Below are 17235 nucleotides of genomic sequence, written 5' to 3' on the forward strand. Positions count from 1 at the left end.
GCAGCGGCAGGGATTGCGCCGGCCGGTGGCAGCGTGCGGGGGGCTATCCAGTTGCCCGACGCGTGCGGGATCGCGTTGCGCGATTCGGCCGGCGGCTCAGTCACACGGGGCGTTCGTGCCGGTCCGGACCCGTTCGCGTTGCCGTCAATACGTCGAACACTGCGCGTCGGCCTTCGGCAACGGCGTTTCCCGTGCCGTGTCGAAATCGGCCTCGCGCGTCCCGGACGGCGTCAGCGACACGAAATGCATCGTCCCGCCGCGTGCCGTGAACCCGGCGATGCCGGTCGAGCCCCACGGAATCGGCGAGCGCTGCGCGCCGCTCACCGACATGCCGGTTGGCGAAAGCGCCAGCGTCAGCAGCCGTCCGTCGCGGGTCGGCACGTACGCATGCGTGCCGTCGACGGCGATCCCGGATTCCCGCACCGACGCCGGCAGGCAGTCGAGCGTCGCGAGGCGGCGGCCGTCCGGGTCGATCAGCGTCGCGACGCCGCGATTGTCCGCCGTCGTCGTGACGACGACGAAGCGGTCGATCGCCGGCACGTAGGTGGACGAATACACGTAGTACTGGATCGCGTCGCTCAGCGGCCCGAGCTTGTCGAGCTTCGCCGTGACCGGATCGAACATCGCGTATTCGAGCGTCGCATCCGTGCTGCCCTCGATGTATTTTTGCCAGACGAGCAGCGCGCGGTGCGGCGAGCCGGCGACCACGGGCCACCATTCTCGATGGTGCGGCGCGACCGGCACGTGATTCAGCACGCGTCCGTCGGCATCGTAGGTTTTTACGTAGACGCCGTTGCCGGTGCCGAGGTTGTCGACGCCGCCGCCGTCGATCCAGTCGGCGGAATAGAACACGACGAAGCGTTCGCCCACCGAGGCGACATGCCCGGAGTGACCGCCCGCCTCGACGTCGTTCGGGTAGGGCTTGATCGGCTTGAGGTCGCGCCGATAGACGCCATAGCGCTGGCTGACCACCTGCGGCGTATTCCAGCCGTCCTCGAACGTGACGAAGATGTCGCCGCGCGGATTCTGCGCGATCGACACGGGCTCCTGCGCTTCCGGACGGCTGATGAATGGATGGACGCGCAGCAGACGCGGCTTGCCCGGCAGCCATTCGCCGACGTACACGTCGTGCGGCCAGTTGCCGTTGCGCCGCGCGCCGCGCGGCACGATGCCGGAGCTGCTGAAGAACACCCAGCGCCGGCCGTCGCCGGCGTCGGCCACGCCGATTCCGTGCATGAAGCGCCGCGGGTCGCCGCTGTCCTGCGGCGATGCGGGCGCGTGCACGGTGACGGTGTGCACGGCCGGCGTGCCGGCATACGCGCGTGTCAGTGCTGCGACGACACAACACGCACCGCAGAGTACGGTCGCGACACGCCACGCGGCGGCGCGCCCGCCCGCCTGCGAGCGCACGGTGGCGACCTGCGTCGTGACCGGCCGTTGCATCATTCGACGGTGACCGATTTCGCAAGGTTGCGCGGCTTGTCGACGTCGGCGCCGCGTGCGCACCCGACGTGATACGCGAGCAGCTGCAACGGGATCACGTTGACGATCGGCGACAGCGCGTCGCCCGATTCGCGCACGCGGATCAGGTGCGTGTCGCGGTCGGCGTCGATCTCGAGATGATGGCCCGCGAGCACGTACAGCCGTCCGCCGCGTGCGCGCACCTCGGCCATGTTGGACTTCAGCTTCTGAAAAAGGCGGTCGTCCGGCGCGATCGTGACGACCGGCATCGCACTCGTGACGAGTGCGAGCGGGCCATGTTTCAGTTCGCCGGCCGGATAGCCTTCGGCATGGATGTACGACACTTCCTTGAGCTTCAACGCACCTTCCAGCGCGATCGGATAGTGAATGCCGCGCCCGAGGAACAGCGCGTTCTCGGTGCGCGCGAACTTCGCGGCCCAGCCCATGATCTGCGTTTCCAGGGCGAGTGCGTGACCGATGCGCGCTGGCAGTTCGTGCAGTTTCTTCAGGTGCATCGCGACATGCGCCGCATCGAGCCGGCCGCGTTGCTGCGCGAGCGTCAGCGTCAGCACGAACAGCGCGACGAGCTGCGTGGTGAACGCCTTGGTCGATGCGACGCCGAGCTCGATGCCGGCGCGTGTCAGGAAGCTGAGTGGCGCGCCGCGCGCGATCGAGCTGGTCGCCACGTTGCAGATCGCCATCGACAGATCCTGGCCCATCGCGCGCGCGCGCTCGATCGCGCCGATGGTGTCGGCGGTTTCGCCGGACTGCGAAATACCGACGACCAGCGTGCGCGGATCGGGCACGGTGTCGCGGTAGCGGTATTCGCTCGCGATCTCGACCTGCGCCGGAATGCCCGCGATGCCCTCGAGCCAGTATTTCGCCGTCAGGCCCGCGTAGTAGCTGGTGCCGCAGCCGAGCAGCAGCACGCTCCGGGTCTTCGACAGCAGCGCACGCGTGCTGTCGCTGCCGCCGAACAGCGCGGGCGAGATCGCGTCGATGCCATCGATCGTGGCGGCGATCGCCTTCGGCTGTTCGAAGATCTCCTTCTGCATGAAGTGCTGATACGGGCCGAGCGCGGCGTCGTTATCGCGCGCCTTGACCAGGCACAGCGGACGCTGTACCGCGCTCCCGATCGCGTCGACCACGTCGATGCGGTCCGGCGTGATCAGCGCGACGTCGCCGTCTTCCAGGTAGACGAAGCGGTCGGTCAGGTCGCCGAGCGCCGCGCAGTCCGACGCGAGGTAGTTCTGTTCGGCGCCGATGCCGATCACGAGCGGCGAGCCGGCGCGCGCGGCGACGAGGCGCTGGGGCTCGCGCGCGCTCAGCACCGCGATCGCATACGCGCCGTGCAGCCGCTTGACGGCATGCCTGACCGAATCGAACAGGTCGTCGCGATAGAGGCTGTGGATCAGGTGCGCGATCACCTCGGTGTCGGTCTCGCCGCGAAACGTGTAGCCGCGCTCCTTCAGTTCGGCGCGCAACGCATCGTGGTTTTCGATGATCCCGTTATGTACGACCGCGATCGTGTCGCCCGACATGATCGGATGCGCGTTCATTTCCGACGGCGCGCCGTGCGTCGCCCAGCGCGTGTGCGCGATGCACGTCTGCGCTTCGAGGCCCAGCGTCAGCACGCGGTCCTGCAGGTCCGCCACGCGCCGCAGCGTGCGTTCGCTGCGCAGGCGGCCTTCGTCCTGCACGGCGATGCCGCACGAATCGTAGCCGCGATACTCGAGTCGGCTCAGTGCATTGACCAGTTGCGGCACCTGATTGTGCAGGCCGCTTGCTCCGACGATTCCGCACATGATTCACCTCGTCTAAAGGAAGTTGCCGGCCGACGCGCGACACGCGACGGCGCGAATTCGGGAGCGGTGTCGCGTCGCGCGGCATGCATCGCGTCAGGCGCGGCGCGTCTCCGCTGACTTATTCGCGGGGCTGCGGCCCCGCGTGGGCTACCCATTCGATGCCGGAGATCGAGCCGTTCGCGTCGTGGGACGCGACGAGAATGCGCGTCGTGCGCCGCGCGCCGCGCCGGCGGGCACCCGCGAGCGCGGTCGGTGGCACCGAGCGCGTCTTCACGCTGGCCGAGCGCCGCAGCATCTTCGATGCGCGCAACCGGTATGCGAGCGGATGCACGACGCGTCCCGCGATCAGCCACGTGACGATCGTGCCGGCGATCAGCGCGATGCTCGTCACGTAGAACACGATCTGCTCGATCGGCATCTCGGCCTGGTTGAACGGCAGCAGGTAGCGGTACGTGTAGATGCAGATCGACGCCCACACCCCCCCGACCAGCGCGGGCCGCACGAGGCGGAACCACGCGACGAGCACGGGCCCGACGACGCCGCCGTGTTCGGCGATCAGTTCGCTCGGGGCGCGCAGGGAAAGGTCAATAATCGGTGCGTTCTTCATGTTGAATGCCTCGGTCGGGACTGACCCAAACGGCGCGCTTGCCGCGGCCCCGCAATACGACGGCGGGCAGGGCGACGACGGTGGTGACCATGCTGATCAGCCAGAACGCGACGGGGTACCAGACGGTGTCAAGGAAATACATCAGGAGTTTTTCGTCGTAACGACGATCGATCATGCTGCCGATGATCAGCTGCAGGATGCAGGTCGCGACCAGCAGCATCCCGTGCCAGTGCGGCACCACGGACACATGCCAGTCCTGCGGAAGCGGGTAGACGACGTCGACCAGCGCGAGCAGCAGGATGAACGACATCGAATAGGCCCACGCGATGCCGATCAGATACTCGACGAACAGCGGCCACATCATCATCTGCGTCGGTCGCGCGAGCGTGCCTGCGTACTTGAGCAGCACCTGGATGCCGCCCTTCGCCCAGCGCAGCCGCTGCCGGTAGAGCCCCTTCAACGTCTCGGGCATCAGGATCCAGCTGAGCGCGTGCGGCTCGTACACGACGCGCCAGTCGCGGCACTGCAGTTTCCAGCTGATGTCGATGTCCTCGGTCAGCATGTCCGAGCTCCAGTAGCCGACATCGGCGAGCGCGGTCTTGCGGAACATCGTGATCACGCCCGACACCGTGAAGATGCGGCCGTACACCTGCTGCGTGCGCTTGATCAGCCCGACGATCGACGAGAATTCGCCGACCTGCATGCGCCCCAGCAGCGACGTGCGCGTGCGGATGCGTGGGTTGCCGGTGACCGCGCCGACGCCCGGATCCGTCAGGAAATGCTCGAGCATCCACCCGATCGCGTCATGCGCGAGCAGCGCGTCGCCGTCGATGCAGAGCAGGTATTCCGCGTTCGATACGGCCGCCGCGGTGGTGAGCCCGACCGCCTTGCCTTCGTTGCACGCGTGATGGATCACGAGCAGCCGCGGGATCTCGACGGCCAGCTCGTTGAGGATCTCGCCCGTGCGGTCCTTGCTGCCGTCGTTGACTGCGATGATGTCGTAGTTCGGGTAGTCCATCGCGTTCAGGTGGCGGATCACGCTGCGCGCGTTCGCCGCCTCGTTGAAGCACGGCACGACGATCGAGATCTTCGGGATGCCGCTCGCCGCGATCGTGCGCGTCGACAGCTCGCGGCCTTCCTCGAGCAGGAAGTAGTGAACGACGCCGCCGATCATCCACAGGTACGACATGAAGAACGGGTAGTAGAAGACGAAATCCTGCAGGCGCTGAATGATGTTGTGGGTGGTCATGGCGTTTTGGTTCCCTGCGCATGCTGCATCTGCATCAACGCGTTGATCGAGGTCGGATCGAGGCGCGACTTCAGCGACATCACGTCGCGCATCGCGTCGAGCTCCGGCTGGCCGTTCAGGAAGTTGTCCGGGTAGTAGCCGAAATTCACCGCGCCCTCGCTGCGCAGCCGCCGCATCTGTGCGAGCAGCGTGCGGGCCGGCACGTCCTTGTGCGCGTGCCAGTCGTACGACTGCAGCTCGAACACGGTGCGCTGCAGGCCGCGCTGCTTCGCACGGACGGCGCGCACGAGCTGGTCCAGCCAGCCCTCGGGATCCTTCGCCTGCTCCATGTACGGCATCGCCATCAGCGCGACGTAGTCGTAGTTGGCGAGGAAATCGTCGTAGTTCTGCGCGTACCACGCTTCCGACTCGGGCTTGAGCACCGGCATCGCGAAGATGTTGCGCGCGCTCAGCACGTCGCCCACGTTCTGGTGCGCCAGCACGATCTGTTCGAGCTGGTGTGTCAGGTCGATCAGGTAACGCGACTTCTGGCGCGTCCAGCGTTTCATCAGGTCGGGGTTCTCGCGGATCTTGCCGACGTCGGCCGGCAGCCCCCATTGCGAATAGGTCTGCAGCGCATGCCGACCCGCATCCTCGTAGTCGTCGAGCACGGCGTCGTCGCTGAACAGGATGCCGCTGAACGACGCGTGCTTGCTGAGATCCTCGTAGATCTGCTGGATCATCAGCCGTGCCTCCGGATCGAACGGGCTCAGCCGGAACACGCGCGTGCCGTTCTCGCGGGCCGGCGCGCCGCTGTATGCGCTGACGGCCTCGAGCCCCTGATGCTTGCCCGGCGGCGGCCGGAACGCGAGCACCGGCATCCACGCGTACACCTGCACGTTGGAGCGCGTGTTCAGCTGCCACGCGGCGCGCGAGAACAGGTCGGCGCGCATCGGCAGGTGCCGATTCGGGAAATACACCGCTTCGGCCACGCCCGTGCCTTTCGGGTCGGCACAGGCCTGCAGGTACACCGATTTCGGCTGCATCCGGTAGATGCGCTCGACCAGCTTGCCGAGATTCGCTTCCTGCCGCGCGGGATCGGGATCGTAGACCTGGTCGAGATCGACCTGCACGATGCGCTCGGGCACGTCGACGTCGCCGCGGTTGGACGCCGGCTCGCGCATCGAGCGCTCGAACCCGCCGATGTCGACGTCGTACATCATCAGGATCCGCCTCAGCCGGTCCAGCGGCACGTCCGGCGTATTCGGGCCGGCATCGAGGCTGAACTGGATGTCCATGCCGAGCGACGTCGATATCTTGCGCACGGGCTGGTTTTCCGCGCCGTATGGCCACACCATCGAGCGTGCAACGATGCCGGTGTGTTCGCGGATCTGCCGCACGCATGTCTGCAGGTCGTCGTGCACGCGTGCTTCGAATTCGGCGTCGGTTTCATAGCGCTTCTCGTTCTGCAGGTAGAGGTGGGACGTGGTCGCCGGCAACTCGTTGCCTTGCGGATTCGCGACCGCGCCGTGATGGAGGTTGTGGGTGTGGCAGCCGAGTTCGACGAGGTGCGACTGGCCGACCTTCTGTACCTCGTCCCACGACATGAAGTAGTCGCGCGGCACCTGGATCTTGTCGCTGATGCGGATCGGTGCATCCAGCGGCGCATCGATCCACGCCGTGACGATGCCCATCACGGCCGGATACTTGAAGCGTTCGAGCAGCGGCAGCACTTTCGTGTAGTGGCTGCGGTAGCCGTCGTCGAACGTGAGGAGCACCGCGCGCGGCGGCAGCGGCTTGCCGCCGTGCCGCGATTCCTCGATCTGCCTGACCGTGATGGTGTGGTAGTTGTTGGTCTGCAGCCATGAAAAGATCGCGGTCAGCGTGCCGGTGTCGACCGCGAACGGGTCGACCATCGCCGACGCGGAGGAAAACGACGCCATCAGGTTGTCGCGCACGTCATGCATGCAGATCACGCGAAACGTCTTGCCGTCGGCCGGGTCGGACGGCGGCAGCAGGTCGATCATCCGGGCGTTCGACACGCCCGGGAACAGCGAACAGGCGGCGAACGTGCCGAGGCATCCGCACATGAAGATCCGTCTGGTTTGCATTCGCGATCTCCTTGCTAGAAAGGCAGGTTGACCGACATGAAGCCGGTTTCGGAGCGCTCGCGCTGGCCGTCGTACGCGTGGCTGCTGACTTCGACGCCATAGCTCAGCGTGATGTCGTGCTTGAACGTCCATGCGTGCTCGAGGCGCGCGCTCCACAGCGGGCTGGTGCCGAAGCCGCGCTCGTTGTACACGCCGCCCGACACCGATACGCGCTGCTGCAGCGCCATGTCGCCCTTCTTCCACAGCATCAGCTGGTGCATGACTGTCGCGGCGGCCGCATAGTCGCGGCCCGGGCTGAAGTAGGGCGCGTCCTGGCGCGTGTTGCTGTCGGTGCCGAGGTCCAGCGATACGTTGACGAGCTGGTTGGCGGTCGTATACACGCGCTGCGTGGCGGTTGCCGAGATCTCCTGGTGCAGGTTCGAATCGCTGTAGCGGCTCACGCCGTAGCTCAGCTTGACCTCGCGACGGTCGTTCTGCCTGTACACGACCGAGACGTTCGCGGAGCGGCCCCAGATGTGCGCGGCATACGCCTTCCACGGCAGCGAGTTGTCGTTGGTGTCGAGCCCGGCGCTGACCGTCCAGTAGTCGTTCAGCACGTACGCGATCGACCCGCGGCCGCCGGTTCGGCCGTCCGAGCCGAACGAGCGCGTGACTTCGCCCTGCACGGTGAGCGGCCCGTGCCGGTAGTCGCCGCCGACACCCGTGCGCGTGCGGCTGACGTTGCCGGAGTCGGTCTGCGCGTAGCCGAAGAACGTGTGCGAGAAGACGCGCCAGTTGTCGCCGAACGGTTGCGAGTACACATAGCTGTCCGACGTGAAGCTGTTGTCGGCCAGCGCGCTGTTGCCGTGCTCGTAACTCAGGTCGGTCGTGAACACGGGGCTGCGGTATGCCTTGTAGTCGCGCTTGAAACCGCGCACGGCGCCGCTGTCCGGAAATACGTCGTCCAGCGTCTGGTCGACGTACTTCGCGGTCGCGTAGTCGTCCGCCGTGAGCGCCGCGCGGCCGAGGCCCGCCAGCATTTCGACGCTGTCCGGGTGGTCGGTCAGCGAAGCGCGATACATCGCGATCGCCTGGCGCGGATGCGCCTGGCCCGACACCGCGTCGGCATGCGCGGCACGGACCTCCGCGTTGAACGGCACCTGCTGCTCGAGCTGCTCGAGCGCGGCGATCCCTTCGTCGACGCGGCCCGTGTAGATCAGGTATTGCGCGCGCAGCCGGTAGTAGCGCAGAAAGTCGCTTTCTTCCGGACCGTAGTTGCGCACCTCCTTGGCCGGCGGCAGCGACTTGCCGATGTCGTCGAGCACCTGCTGCGCGTCCGCCGCGCGTCCCTGGTCGACGTACGACCAGAACAGCCCTTCGCGCAGTTCGATCGGACGGGTGCGCGCGCCGTACTGGAAGCCGCGGGTCGCGCGGTCGGTCGGCGCCGCGGTCGCCTGCTTCAGCGCGCGCTGGTACACGGCGTTCGCCTTGGCCGGTTCGCTCAGGTAGAGGTAGGCGTCGCCGACGGCCGCCAGCGCGTCGATCGAGATCTCCGCGTCGGGCGGAATCGTCTCGAACGTCGCGACGGCCGTCTTCATGTCGCCGCGCGCCGCATGGGCGACGGTGCGGTCGCCCGCGAGCGCCGTCCTGACCGGCGAATAATCGGGCGTGGCCGGCATCCGCTTGTCGAGGTCGTCCGCCGCACGCAGCGCGCTGTCGAGGCCGTCGAAGCGGTCGGAACTCGTCATCGAGCGGGATTTGTCACGTCCGCCGCGCACCTGCTGGCGAATCGCCAGTTCTTCCAGTTGTGCGACGTCGACGGCGGAGAACGCATCGGGCCGTGCCTTCGCTTCTTCGAGCGCCTTGATCGCGCCGCCGCCCGCCGCGAGGCCGAACACGTCGTTGCGCACGGTCGCGACGTCGGCGGTACGCAGGTTCGGCGCCTGCGCATTCGGCGTTTCGACGTCGGGGCCTTGCGATCGTTGCGTCGGTTCGCCGGGCAGCTGGACGCCGGGCGTCTGTGAATTCGGCGCCTGGGACGACGGGGGCGGCGAGCCCGGTGTCTGGGTAACGGGCGCAGGCGAGCCCGGCATCGGGGTGCCGGAGGCCTGCGCGGTTTGCGTCGGCGCATTCGGCGGCGCGGTGGTTGCGGCCTGCGCAGGTTGCGGCGGCTCCGGCGTGTGCGCGACCGGGACGGATGAACTGGACGCAGGTGTGCCGGACGTTGTCGCCGTAGTTTGCACGGGTGTTTCAGGCGGCTGCGGGTTCGCGGCCTGAGCGATCCCGATCGGCGCGTCCGATGCATGCGCGACGGGTGCCGGCGTGTTTGACGGCGTGGTGTCGGATGCCTGGGTCGGCTGCATCGGGGCACTCGGCGTCGGTTCGGCCGGTGGCGGCCTGCTCGACGGCGCGGTATCGGTCGCCTGGGCGATCTGGATCGGCACGCTCGACGGCTGCGCGCCCGGCGCCGGTTCGCTCGGCTGCGCGACGTCCGGGTCCACGACGACCGTGGTCGGCATCGTCTGCGGTTGCGCATCCGACGCCTGTGCGATCTGCATCGACGCATCCGATGCCTGCGCGATGGGCGTCGGCGCTTGCGGGGGCAGGGCGCTCCGACCCTGGGCGACCTGCAGCGACGCCGCCGTCGGTTGCATGTCGGGCGACAGCGCATCCGGCGCGCCGCGGGCGCCGGCGATTTCGCTCGCGCCGCCCGGTTCCGCGTCGCCTTCGGCGGCAAGGCAGGAGCCGGACGCAACGAGCAGCAACAGCAACGGCGCATGCAGGAGGATCCGCCGGTTGGGCGGAGCGGCGATGGTGCATTGTTGTCTACGATTGTTGGCCACGATGTCTCCTCACTCTGAAACGATCACATCGGTTGCACGCCCGGCGACGCCCGGTTCACAGGCGATTGCGGATCGCTTGTCCGAGCAGCGCGCGCGATTCGCTGTTCGTCGGGTCGATGGCGAGCGCGCGGCTCGCGTTCTGCTCCACGCAATTCCATTCGTCGACCCGTGCGCACCAGCGCGCCCGGGCCAGTGCGCGTGCGCCTTCCAGTTCGTCGTGCGTGATGCTGGTGGCCTCCATGTGCGCCGAATCGGCGATATACGATTGCGGCTGCCGTCGCGGCGTGCGGTCGGTGTGTTTTTCAGTGCGCGCCAGCGTCTGCGAACGCGACGTCCGGTGCGTGTCGCCGGGGCGCGCCGCGCGGCCGCTGGCCGATGCTGCGTGCGCGCTGGCCGCGAGCGTCGTGGACGGCACGTGCGCGGGGTGCGGGTGTTTCGCGGCGGCGCGGGCGATCGTTCGTGGCGGCACGGCCGGTGCTGCCGCGGCCGACACGGCAGGCGTTGCCGACGCATACCGCGTACCCGGCACGGCAGGCGTAATCGGCTCCGCCTGCGCGATCGTCGACGCCGTGTCGGAGGCGTTGGTCGTGGCGGTCGCGATGGCCTCGCGATACTTTCCGACGGCGGTGCCGATCATGCCGGCGATGTCGTGCGTCATGGTTGCATGGCCGACTCCCGCGTCGCGCTGGACGTACGCAAAGCCGCCGAAGATCGCGGCAAACGCAATGATGCTGAGCGCCGCATTCTTTCCGGGGCCCCAGGCAGGTTTCGGCTGACGGTTGGGCGAGCCGTCCGGTCGTTCTGCACGAGTCATTCAATCCTCCTCGATTCGACGGATTGCAATGCACGAAGCGAGCACGTGCCAGCGCCACGCGGATTCGACTGACGTTCACCACCGCAACTGCGTGGTGAGTGCGCCCGTTTCGACGACCGCGAACTGGGTGGCGCCCTGATAAGTCCCTTCGACCCGATAACTGGCATCGGGCACGCTGAACAGGCAGCGTGGCCCCGTTGCCTTGAATTCGACGAGCACGCGTCCATGCCGTCGCAGCCGCACCTGCACGTTCGACAGCGGTTGCCCGCTGGCGCCCGATACGAACGAAACACCGAGGTTGTAAGGACGGCCGTCGGGGGGAAGCGGCGCCGTACCGTCGATTCGCGCGTCGCCGCAGATATACGAAATCACGTATCGGCCGGAGCCGGGGTCGGACGCGGGTGCCGGGGCCGGGGTCTGTGCCACGGCATTGATGCAGAGTGCGGATACGGCGATGCCGAAGAGCGGGCGAGCATGCTGTTCAAACGAGGAAGACATTGCAACCTCCATCCGAAATCGCTGGGAGCGTATTTATTCAGATTTGAAATTGGCGACGTTCTTTTCGCGACATGGTATTGATACACGATGGATTTTGAACAAACAACCGCGTGTGGCCCGAATGGGACATGCTTTAAATGTCCTATTTAAATAGGATTGTTGATGATTCGGCGAAATGAATTGAGACTGAACAAAGTCGATATTGCCGGACATGAAATTTGCTCACCGGTCGCAATGACCATTTCGCAAACTTAAGACGTAAGTGGTATCGAAGTTTGTGCCGAAAAATAACGACTGATAAAAGGAAGACTTGCCTCTGCCATCGAGGCTTCACGATGAATCATGGAACGTACGGTCAGGTAAATCGAAAGGGCTGGTATGACGTTTTTGGCGATAATGTCGTTACATGAAAATCGAAATTTTTGATGTGATGTGTAACGGCGTATTTCCGTCATATGAGTCGGCAATTTACTCGGATTCGCAAACGTTTGGCAGTATTGCGGAATTGATCGAGCGTACGGAGCGTATATTGAAGACGAATCGGGATAATAAAATGGTTCGCGATGGCGAAAATGGAATACGGGAGCGCCGCGCGGATTGCATCCGCGCGGCGCTCCGGCGAGTCGGGCGATGAGGGAACGGTGAAGGGCGTTACCGGCTGCCGCCGGCGCTGCGGCGCGCGATGCGCACGGCCGGCTCGATCGACTGCTCGGCCGCGACGCGCGGGCGGTTCATGATGTAGGTCCACAACTGTTCGGCCGCGAGCCCGCGCTTGCGCGCGGACCGGTACAGGCGAATCTCGAGTTCGGTGATCCAGTCCGCCGAGCCCGCACGAACGAGCGAACCATCCGCGAGCTCTTTCGCCACGCAGCTTTCGGGCAACCAGCCGATGCCGTGCCCGGCCACGACCATCCCCTTCAACGCCTCGGACATGTGCGTCTCGAAGCACCGGTGCAGCGCATACGATTCGGACGCATTCAGCAGCAGCATCTCGACGACGTTCCCGAGGAACGCGCCCGATGAATACGCGAGGAGCGGCAGCGGCGCGTCCGGCGTGCCGGGCAGTTCGAATACGGGCTTGCCGCGTGCGTCGGGCGTCGACACCGGCAGGATCCGCTCGACGCCGAGCGTGACGAACGGGAAGTGGTTCGGATCGAGCACGATCGGCAGTTGCGGATGGTGATAGCCGAGCAGCAGGTCGCATTCACCTTCGACGAGTTGCTGCACGCCTTCGGGCACGTTCACCGCGTTCACGCGCGCGGTCACGTGGCCGACTTCGCCGTTCAACTGCTTGAGCCATTCGGGGAACAGCGTGAACACGAGCGTATGCGCGACGGCGAAGCGCACGACCTGGTCGCTTGCCGCGAACTGGTCGTAGCCGTTCACGAGGTTGCGTGCCGCATACATGCTGCGCAGGATGTCCGCGGCCAGCCCGCGGAACATCTGTCCGGCCGGCGTCAGCGTGATCGGGTTGATGCTGCGGTCGACCAGCTTCGCATCCATCCATGTTTCGAGTGCGGCGATTCGTCTGCTGAATGCCGACTGCGTGAGGTGCCGATGACGCGCGGCCCGGGAAAAGCTCTTGGTATCCGCAAGGCTCAGGAAATCTTCCAGCCACTTTGCTTCCATGTTGATCTTCGCTTTTTATAGTCGGCGCCGGAAGGCGGCGGCGCCATTTCACTGAACCGGTTTTGTAGCGTACCGCGCCTCGCGCATCGGAGCCGATGTTTTTTTTCGATCGGTGTCAGTCGAAATATGCATGGGCGTTGTCGGCGGTATTACGGCTACATACGGTTGAGGTGCCGGACCCGGCTAACTGGTTAGTTCACCGCGTCGAACTGCCCGACTTGCCGCAGACGGTACTTCCCCCCAGGGCCGGCCGCGCACCTGCGCGCGCCGGCTCGCCTTTTCGCTATTCCGCCCGGGCAACCGAAGGATGTGGCGCAATCCCCGTCGCGGTGCAGGGCGGGCCGCCGCAACGGGCCGCCGACGCCGCGTCGCGCTTCGCTGCGGTGCGGCAAGACCGGGCGGGAGGTGGCGGGGCGCGGGCGACCGCACGGCGGCGGGAAGTCCTGCCGACGCGGGCGCGGGACCGCTGCCGGCCGGCAGCGCGGTAATCGAGGCGGCGCGCCGGGCGGGGAAGGAATGGTGCAGTGCAGATTGCACAGTCGTGACACGCAGGGGAACTATGTTTGACAGGCGCGGTGCAGCAGAGGCCGTGCGCAGGCATGGCACGCCTCTGGCGCGTCCTGCGTCGCGCGCATCGCACCATCATGGTGCGGCATGCCGCGGGGGCGTGCCGGCTGCGCGACAAAGGGGGGAACCTGAGGGGATATCGCAAGGCACGTTCCTTGCAAGGCAGTCAGTACGCCGGTCCGGCATGCGCAATGCCGGGGAAAACGATCGATGGAGAAAAGATCGATGAAGCCATTCGATGAAATGCTGCAATCCGGCGACATGGTGAGGGCGCCTTACGCGCGCCTCAAGCAGTGGCTCGACACGCAGAATCCCGCGAGCCTCGCCCAGAAAGCTCACGACGCGGAAGGCGTGTTCCGCAGGACGGGCATCACGTTCGCCGTGTACGGCGACGCGCAGGCAGCCGAGCGGCTGATACCTTTCGATATCGTGCCGCGGATCATCTCGGGCGCGGAATGGAGCCGGCTGTCGCTCGGCATCGAGCAGCGCGTGATGGCGCTCAACGCGTTCCTCGACGACATCTACCACCGCCAGGAGATCGTGCGCGCCGGCATCGTGCCGAAGCACCTGATCGCGCACAACGAGGCGTTCATCCCGGAGATGATTGATTTCCGGCCGCCCGGGAACGTTTACACGCATATCATCGGCGTCGACATCGTGCGCACCGGCGAGAACGAGTTCTACGTGCTGGAGGACAACGCGCGCACGCCGTCGGGCGTGTCGTACATGCTGGAAAACCGCGAGACGATGATGCAGCTCTTCCCCGAGCTGTTCCAGCAGGTCAAGGTGCGCCCGGTCGAGACCTATCCGCAGATGCTGCGGCAGTCGCTCGCGGCCGTGTGCCCGCCGGGCGGCAACGCCGACAACCCGACCATCGCCGTGCTCACGCCCGGCATCCACAACTCCGCGTACTACGAACATTCGTTCCTCGCCGACCAGATGGGCGTGCACCTCGTCGAGGGCAGCGACCTGCAGGTGGTCGACGGCCGCGTCGCGATGCGCACCACCGAAGGCTTCCGGCCGATCGACGTGCTGTACCGCCGCGTCGACGACGCGTTCCTCGATCCGCTCACGTTCCGCCCCGATTCGGTGCTCGGCGTGGCCGGGATCATGGACGTCTATCGCGCCGGCAACATCACGATCGCGAACGCGCCCGGCACCGGCATCGCCGACGACAAGGCGATCTATTCGTACATGCCGGAGATCGTCGAGTTCTACACGGGCCGCAAGGCGCTGCTGGAGAACGTGCCGACCTGGCGCTGCGGCGAGGCCGACAGCCTGAAATACGTGCTCGAGCATCTCGATGAACTGGTCGTGAAGGAAGTGCACGGCTCCGGCGGCTACGGGATGCTGGTCGGTCCGTGTGCATCGAAGGCCGAACTCGAGGCGTTCGCCGCGAAGCTGCGCGCGCGTCCCGCGAACTACATCGCGCAACCCACGCTGGCGTTGTCCACGACGCCGATCCTGACCGAAGCCGGCCTCGCGCCGCGCCACGTCGACCTGCGGCCGTTCGTGCTGGTGTCGGACCGGATCCGCATCACGCCGGGCGGGCTCACGCGCGTGGCGCTGCAGGAGGGATCGCTCGTCGTCAACTCGAGCCAGGGCGGCGGCACCAAGGACACCTGGGTGCTGGCCGACTGAGCCGGGCACGACCGCGCGCGCCGCAGCCGGCGCGCGAACCGAACGAAGACGGAGTGGACACGAGATGCTTCTGGGACGAACTGCGAGCGGTCTCTACTGGATGTACCGCTATATCGAGCGCGCGGAGAACATCGCGCGCATCGTGGATGCCGGGCTGCGGATGGCGCTCACGCGCACGTCCGACGCGCCGGCCGAATGGTCGTCGGTGCTGGTCAGCTCGGGTGCGGACGAGGGCTATCGTCAGAAGTACGACGCATATGCCGCCGATACCGTGACCGACTACCTGCTGCGCGACCGCGACAACCCGTCGAGCGTGCTGTCGTGCATCGAGGCCGCGCGCTCGAACGCGCGCATGGTGCGCACGGCGCTCACCCGCGAGGCATGGGAAAGCGTGAACGGCGCATGGCTCGCGCTGCGTCACGCGCTCGCGCAGCCGGTGCCGGAGAGCGGACTGCCGGCCGTGCTCGACGAAGTGAAGCGTGAAACCGCGCTGATCCTCGGCAGCTTCTACAGCACGATGCTGCGTAACGAGATCTTCGATTTCGCGCAGATCGGCGCGTTCGTCGAGCGCGCGGACAACACCGCGCGGATCATCGACGTGAAATACCACCTGCTGCTGCCGTCGGTGTCGCACGTCGGCACGATCCTCGACAACTACCAGTGGGAGACGATCCTGCGCTGCGTGGCCGCGCACCGGTCGTACCGCTGGGTGTACGACGTGCAGTACAAGCCGATGAACATCGCCGACTACCTGATCCTGAACGGCCGCATGCCGCGTTCGCTGCGCTATTGCTACGGGCGCGTGGTGTCGAGCCTGAATCTGCTCGCGAAGGATTACGGCGTGACACACCCGTGTCACGACACGGCCACGAAGATTCTGCAGATGCTGTCCGACACCTCGGTCGAGCGGATCTTCAAGAGCGGCCTGCACGAGTTCCTGACCGACTTCATCGGCCGCAACAACAGCCTCGGGATCGATATCGCCCAGGCCTACAACTTCGACTGAGACTTGCCATGCGACTCGCCATCCGACACATCTCGCGTTATCAGTTCGACGATCAAGCCACCCATGCGCTGCAACGGCTGCGGCTGCGCCCGCAATCGGGCCCCGGGCAGACGGTGCGCGCGTGGCAGGTCACGATCGAAGGCGTCGAGCCGGCGCTGTCCTACACGGACGGGCTCGGCAACCGGATCGACCTCGTGCGTCACGACCGCGGCGCGAAGGCCGAGATCGTCGTCGTCGCGGCCGGCGTCGTCGAGACGCAGGACCGCGCGGGCATTCTCGGCAATCCGGAAGGTTATGCGCCGCCGTGGATCTTCGAGCGCGAGACCGCGCTCACGAAGGCCGGCGACACCGTGCGCGAACTCACGCAGGCGCTGCCGATCGAGCCGCACAGCCTCGACGCGCTGCACTGGCTGATGACGGAAGTGCACGGCCGCATCGCGTACGCGCCGAACCTGGCCGACGCGCCAGCCGATGCCGAAACAGCGCTGCAAAGCGGCGAGGGCACGAGCCGCGACCACGCGCATGCATTCATCGCGGCCGCGCGTGCACTGAAGGTGCCGGCGCGCTACATCTCGGGCTACGTGCTCGCCGACAGCGCGATGCAGCGCATCGCCGACGCGAAGCAGAGCGCGGCGGGCGACGAGGAAGAGGAGGCGCTCGCGCTGCAGAGCGGCGACGGCATGCAGCAGGCGCTCGGCGCATCGCACGCCGCGCAGTCGCAGGGCTTGCCGCAGGCGGCGCTCGGCGCGCAGCCGCAGGCCGCCGCGCTGATGCAGCAGCCGGCCGGTCATGCGTGGGCGGAGGCCTACGTCGAAGGGCTCGGCTGGGTCGGCTTCGATCCGTTCATGAACCGCTGCCCGGACGAGCGCTACGTGCGCATCGCGGTCGGCCTCGACGCTCGCGACGCGCAGCCGGTGACGGGGCTCGGCGCGAGCACCGTCGGTATCGAGATCAGCGTCGTGCAGTCGCCGGAACTGGTCTGACGCACCCCTTCGTCGAATCCGCCGTGCCGTGCCGCCGCAGCGACGGCGACGCGGCGCGCGCGG

Annotated in this window: 13 protein-coding genes; 4 read left to right on the forward strand and 9 right to left on the reverse strand. The window is 66.6% G+C overall.

Annotation, left to right across the window (positions count from 1 at the left end; translation table 11 throughout):
* Positions 1-144 precede the first annotated feature (144 nt).
* The 8 genes from BTE28158_RS12185 to BTE28158_RS12220 all read right to left on the reverse strand — a co-directional run bounded on the left by BTE28158_RS12185 (position 145) and on the right by BTE28158_RS12220 (position 11346).
* Positions 145-1443 (reverse strand): hypothetical protein, encoded by a 1299-nt coding sequence (locus BTE28158_RS12185; RefSeq protein WP_151050349.1) that lies wholly within the window; start codon positions 1441-1443, stop codon positions 145-147.
* Entirely contained in the window at positions 1443-3266 is a 1824-nt protein-coding gene (gene glmS / locus BTE28158_RS12190; protein ID WP_151050335.1) for a glutamine--fructose-6-phosphate transaminase (isomerizing), read from the reverse strand. The genes BTE28158_RS12185 and glmS overlap by 1 nt, the downstream gene beginning before the upstream one ends.
* A 118-nt stretch (positions 3267-3384) precedes the next feature.
* Positions 3385-3873, reverse strand: coding sequence for a hypothetical protein (locus tag BTE28158_RS12195; protein WP_059607801.1), 489 nt, complete (start codon positions 3871-3873; stop codon positions 3385-3387).
* Positions 3851-5122, reverse strand: a complete 1272-nt coding sequence (gene pgaC, locus BTE28158_RS12200) for a poly-beta-1,6-N-acetyl-D-glucosamine synthase (RefSeq protein WP_124900570.1) — start codon at positions 5120-5122, stop codon at positions 3851-3853. Before pgaC ends, BTE28158_RS12195 begins: the two co-directional genes overlap by 23 nt.
* On the reverse strand, positions 5119-7212 hold the full coding sequence (gene pgaB, locus BTE28158_RS12205) for a poly-beta-1,6-N-acetyl-D-glucosamine N-deacetylase PgaB (RefSeq protein WP_151050333.1): 2094 nt from the start codon (positions 7210-7212) through the stop codon (positions 5119-5121). Before pgaB ends, pgaC begins: the two co-directional genes overlap by 4 nt.
* 14 nt (positions 7213-7226) lie before the next feature.
* On the reverse strand, positions 7227-10034 hold the full coding sequence (gene pgaA / locus BTE28158_RS12210) for a poly-beta-1,6 N-acetyl-D-glucosamine export porin PgaA (protein ID WP_151050331.1): 2808 nt from the start codon (positions 10032-10034) through the stop codon (positions 7227-7229).
* A gap of 55 nt (positions 10035-10089) precedes the next feature.
* Positions 10090-10848 (reverse strand): hypothetical protein, encoded by a 759-nt coding sequence (locus tag BTE28158_RS12215; RefSeq protein WP_174919894.1) that lies wholly within the window; start codon positions 10846-10848, stop codon positions 10090-10092.
* Positions 10849-10923: 75 nt separating this feature from the next.
* A complete protein-coding gene (locus BTE28158_RS12220) occupies positions 10924-11346 on the reverse strand; it encodes a hypothetical protein (RefSeq protein WP_151052569.1) in 423 nt (140 codons plus the stop codon).
* A 406-nt stretch (positions 11347-11752) separates the two neighbouring features.
* Between BTE28158_RS12220 and BTE28158_RS12225 the strand changes: the two genes are divergently transcribed.
* A complete protein-coding gene (locus tag BTE28158_RS12225) occupies positions 11753-11980 on the forward strand; it encodes a hypothetical protein (RefSeq protein ID WP_151052571.1) in 228 nt (75 codons plus the stop codon).
* A 17-nt stretch (positions 11981-11997) separates the two neighbouring features.
* Here BTE28158_RS12225 and BTE28158_RS12230 read toward each other — a convergent pair whose 3' ends face one another.
* The gene (locus tag BTE28158_RS12230; protein WP_124628774.1) at positions 11998-12975 is read right to left on the reverse strand and encodes a LysR substrate-binding domain-containing protein; all 978 of its coding nucleotides are present in this window, start codon (positions 12973-12975) and stop codon (positions 11998-12000) included.
* Between the two features lie 792 nt (positions 12976-13767).
* Between BTE28158_RS12230 and BTE28158_RS12235 the strand changes: the two genes are divergently transcribed.
* The 3 genes from BTE28158_RS12235 to BTE28158_RS12245 all read left to right on the forward strand — a co-directional run bounded on the left by BTE28158_RS12235 (position 13768) and on the right by BTE28158_RS12245 (position 17172).
* Positions 13768-15183, forward strand: coding sequence for a circularly permuted type 2 ATP-grasp protein (locus tag BTE28158_RS12235; protein ID WP_059679130.1), 1416 nt, complete (start codon positions 13768-13770; stop codon positions 15181-15183).
* A gap of 64 nt (positions 15184-15247) precedes the next feature.
* On the forward strand, positions 15248-16189 hold the full coding sequence (locus BTE28158_RS12240; protein WP_151052104.1) for an alpha-E domain-containing protein: 942 nt from the start codon (positions 15248-15250) through the stop codon (positions 16187-16189).
* Between the two features lie 8 nt (positions 16190-16197).
* The gene (locus BTE28158_RS12245) at positions 16198-17172 is read left to right on the forward strand and encodes a transglutaminase family protein (RefSeq protein WP_151052102.1); all 975 of its coding nucleotides are present in this window, start codon (positions 16198-16200) and stop codon (positions 17170-17172) included.
* The last annotated feature ends 63 nt before the right edge of the window (positions 17173-17235 follow it).

Source organism: Burkholderia diffusa (assembly GCF_902499115.1).
Lineage (GTDB): Bacteria > Pseudomonadota > Gammaproteobacteria > Burkholderiales > Burkholderiaceae > Burkholderia > Burkholderia diffusa.

Excerpts from the sequence above, each read along its gene's own strand:
- pgaC (WP_124900570.1), bottom strand. The coding sequence starts at position 5,122 with ATGACCACCCACAACATCATTCAGCGCCTGCAGGATTTCGTCTTCTAC.
- glmS (WP_151050335.1), bottom strand. The coding sequence starts at position 3,266 with ATGTGCGGAATCGTCGGAGCAAGCGGCCTGCACAATCAGGTGCCGCAA.
- BTE28158_RS12240 (WP_151052104.1), top strand. The coding sequence starts at position 15,248 with ATGCTTCTGGGACGAACTGCGAGCGGTCTCTACTGGATGTACCGCTAT.
- BTE28158_RS12220 (WP_151052569.1), bottom strand. The coding sequence starts at position 11,346 with ATGTCTTCCTCGTTTGAACAGCATGCTCGCCCGCTCTTCGGCATCGCC.
- BTE28158_RS12215 (WP_174919894.1), bottom strand. The coding sequence starts at position 10,848 with ATGACTCGTGCAGAACGACCGGACGGCTCGCCCAACCGTCAGCCGAAA.
- BTE28158_RS12225 (WP_151052571.1), top strand. The coding sequence starts at position 11,753 with ATGAAAATCGAAATTTTTGATGTGATGTGTAACGGCGTATTTCCGTCA.
- pgaB (WP_151050333.1), bottom strand. The coding sequence starts at position 7,212 with ATGCAAACCAGACGGATCTTCATGTGCGGATGCCTCGGCACGTTCGCC.
- BTE28158_RS12195 (WP_059607801.1), bottom strand. The coding sequence starts at position 3,873 with ATGAAGAACGCACCGATTATTGACCTTTCCCTGCGCGCCCCGAGCGAA.
- BTE28158_RS12245 (WP_151052102.1), top strand. The coding sequence starts at position 16,198 with ATGCGACTCGCCATCCGACACATCTCGCGTTATCAGTTCGACGATCAA.
- BTE28158_RS12230 (WP_124628774.1), bottom strand. The coding sequence starts at position 12,975 with ATGGAAGCAAAGTGGCTGGAAGATTTCCTGAGCCTTGCGGATACCAAG.
- BTE28158_RS12235 (WP_059679130.1), top strand. The coding sequence starts at position 13,768 with ATGAAGCCATTCGATGAAATGCTGCAATCCGGCGACATGGTGAGGGCG.
- BTE28158_RS12185 (WP_151050349.1), bottom strand. The coding sequence starts at position 1,443 with ATGCAACGGCCGGTCACGACGCAGGTCGCCACCGTGCGCTCGCAGGCG.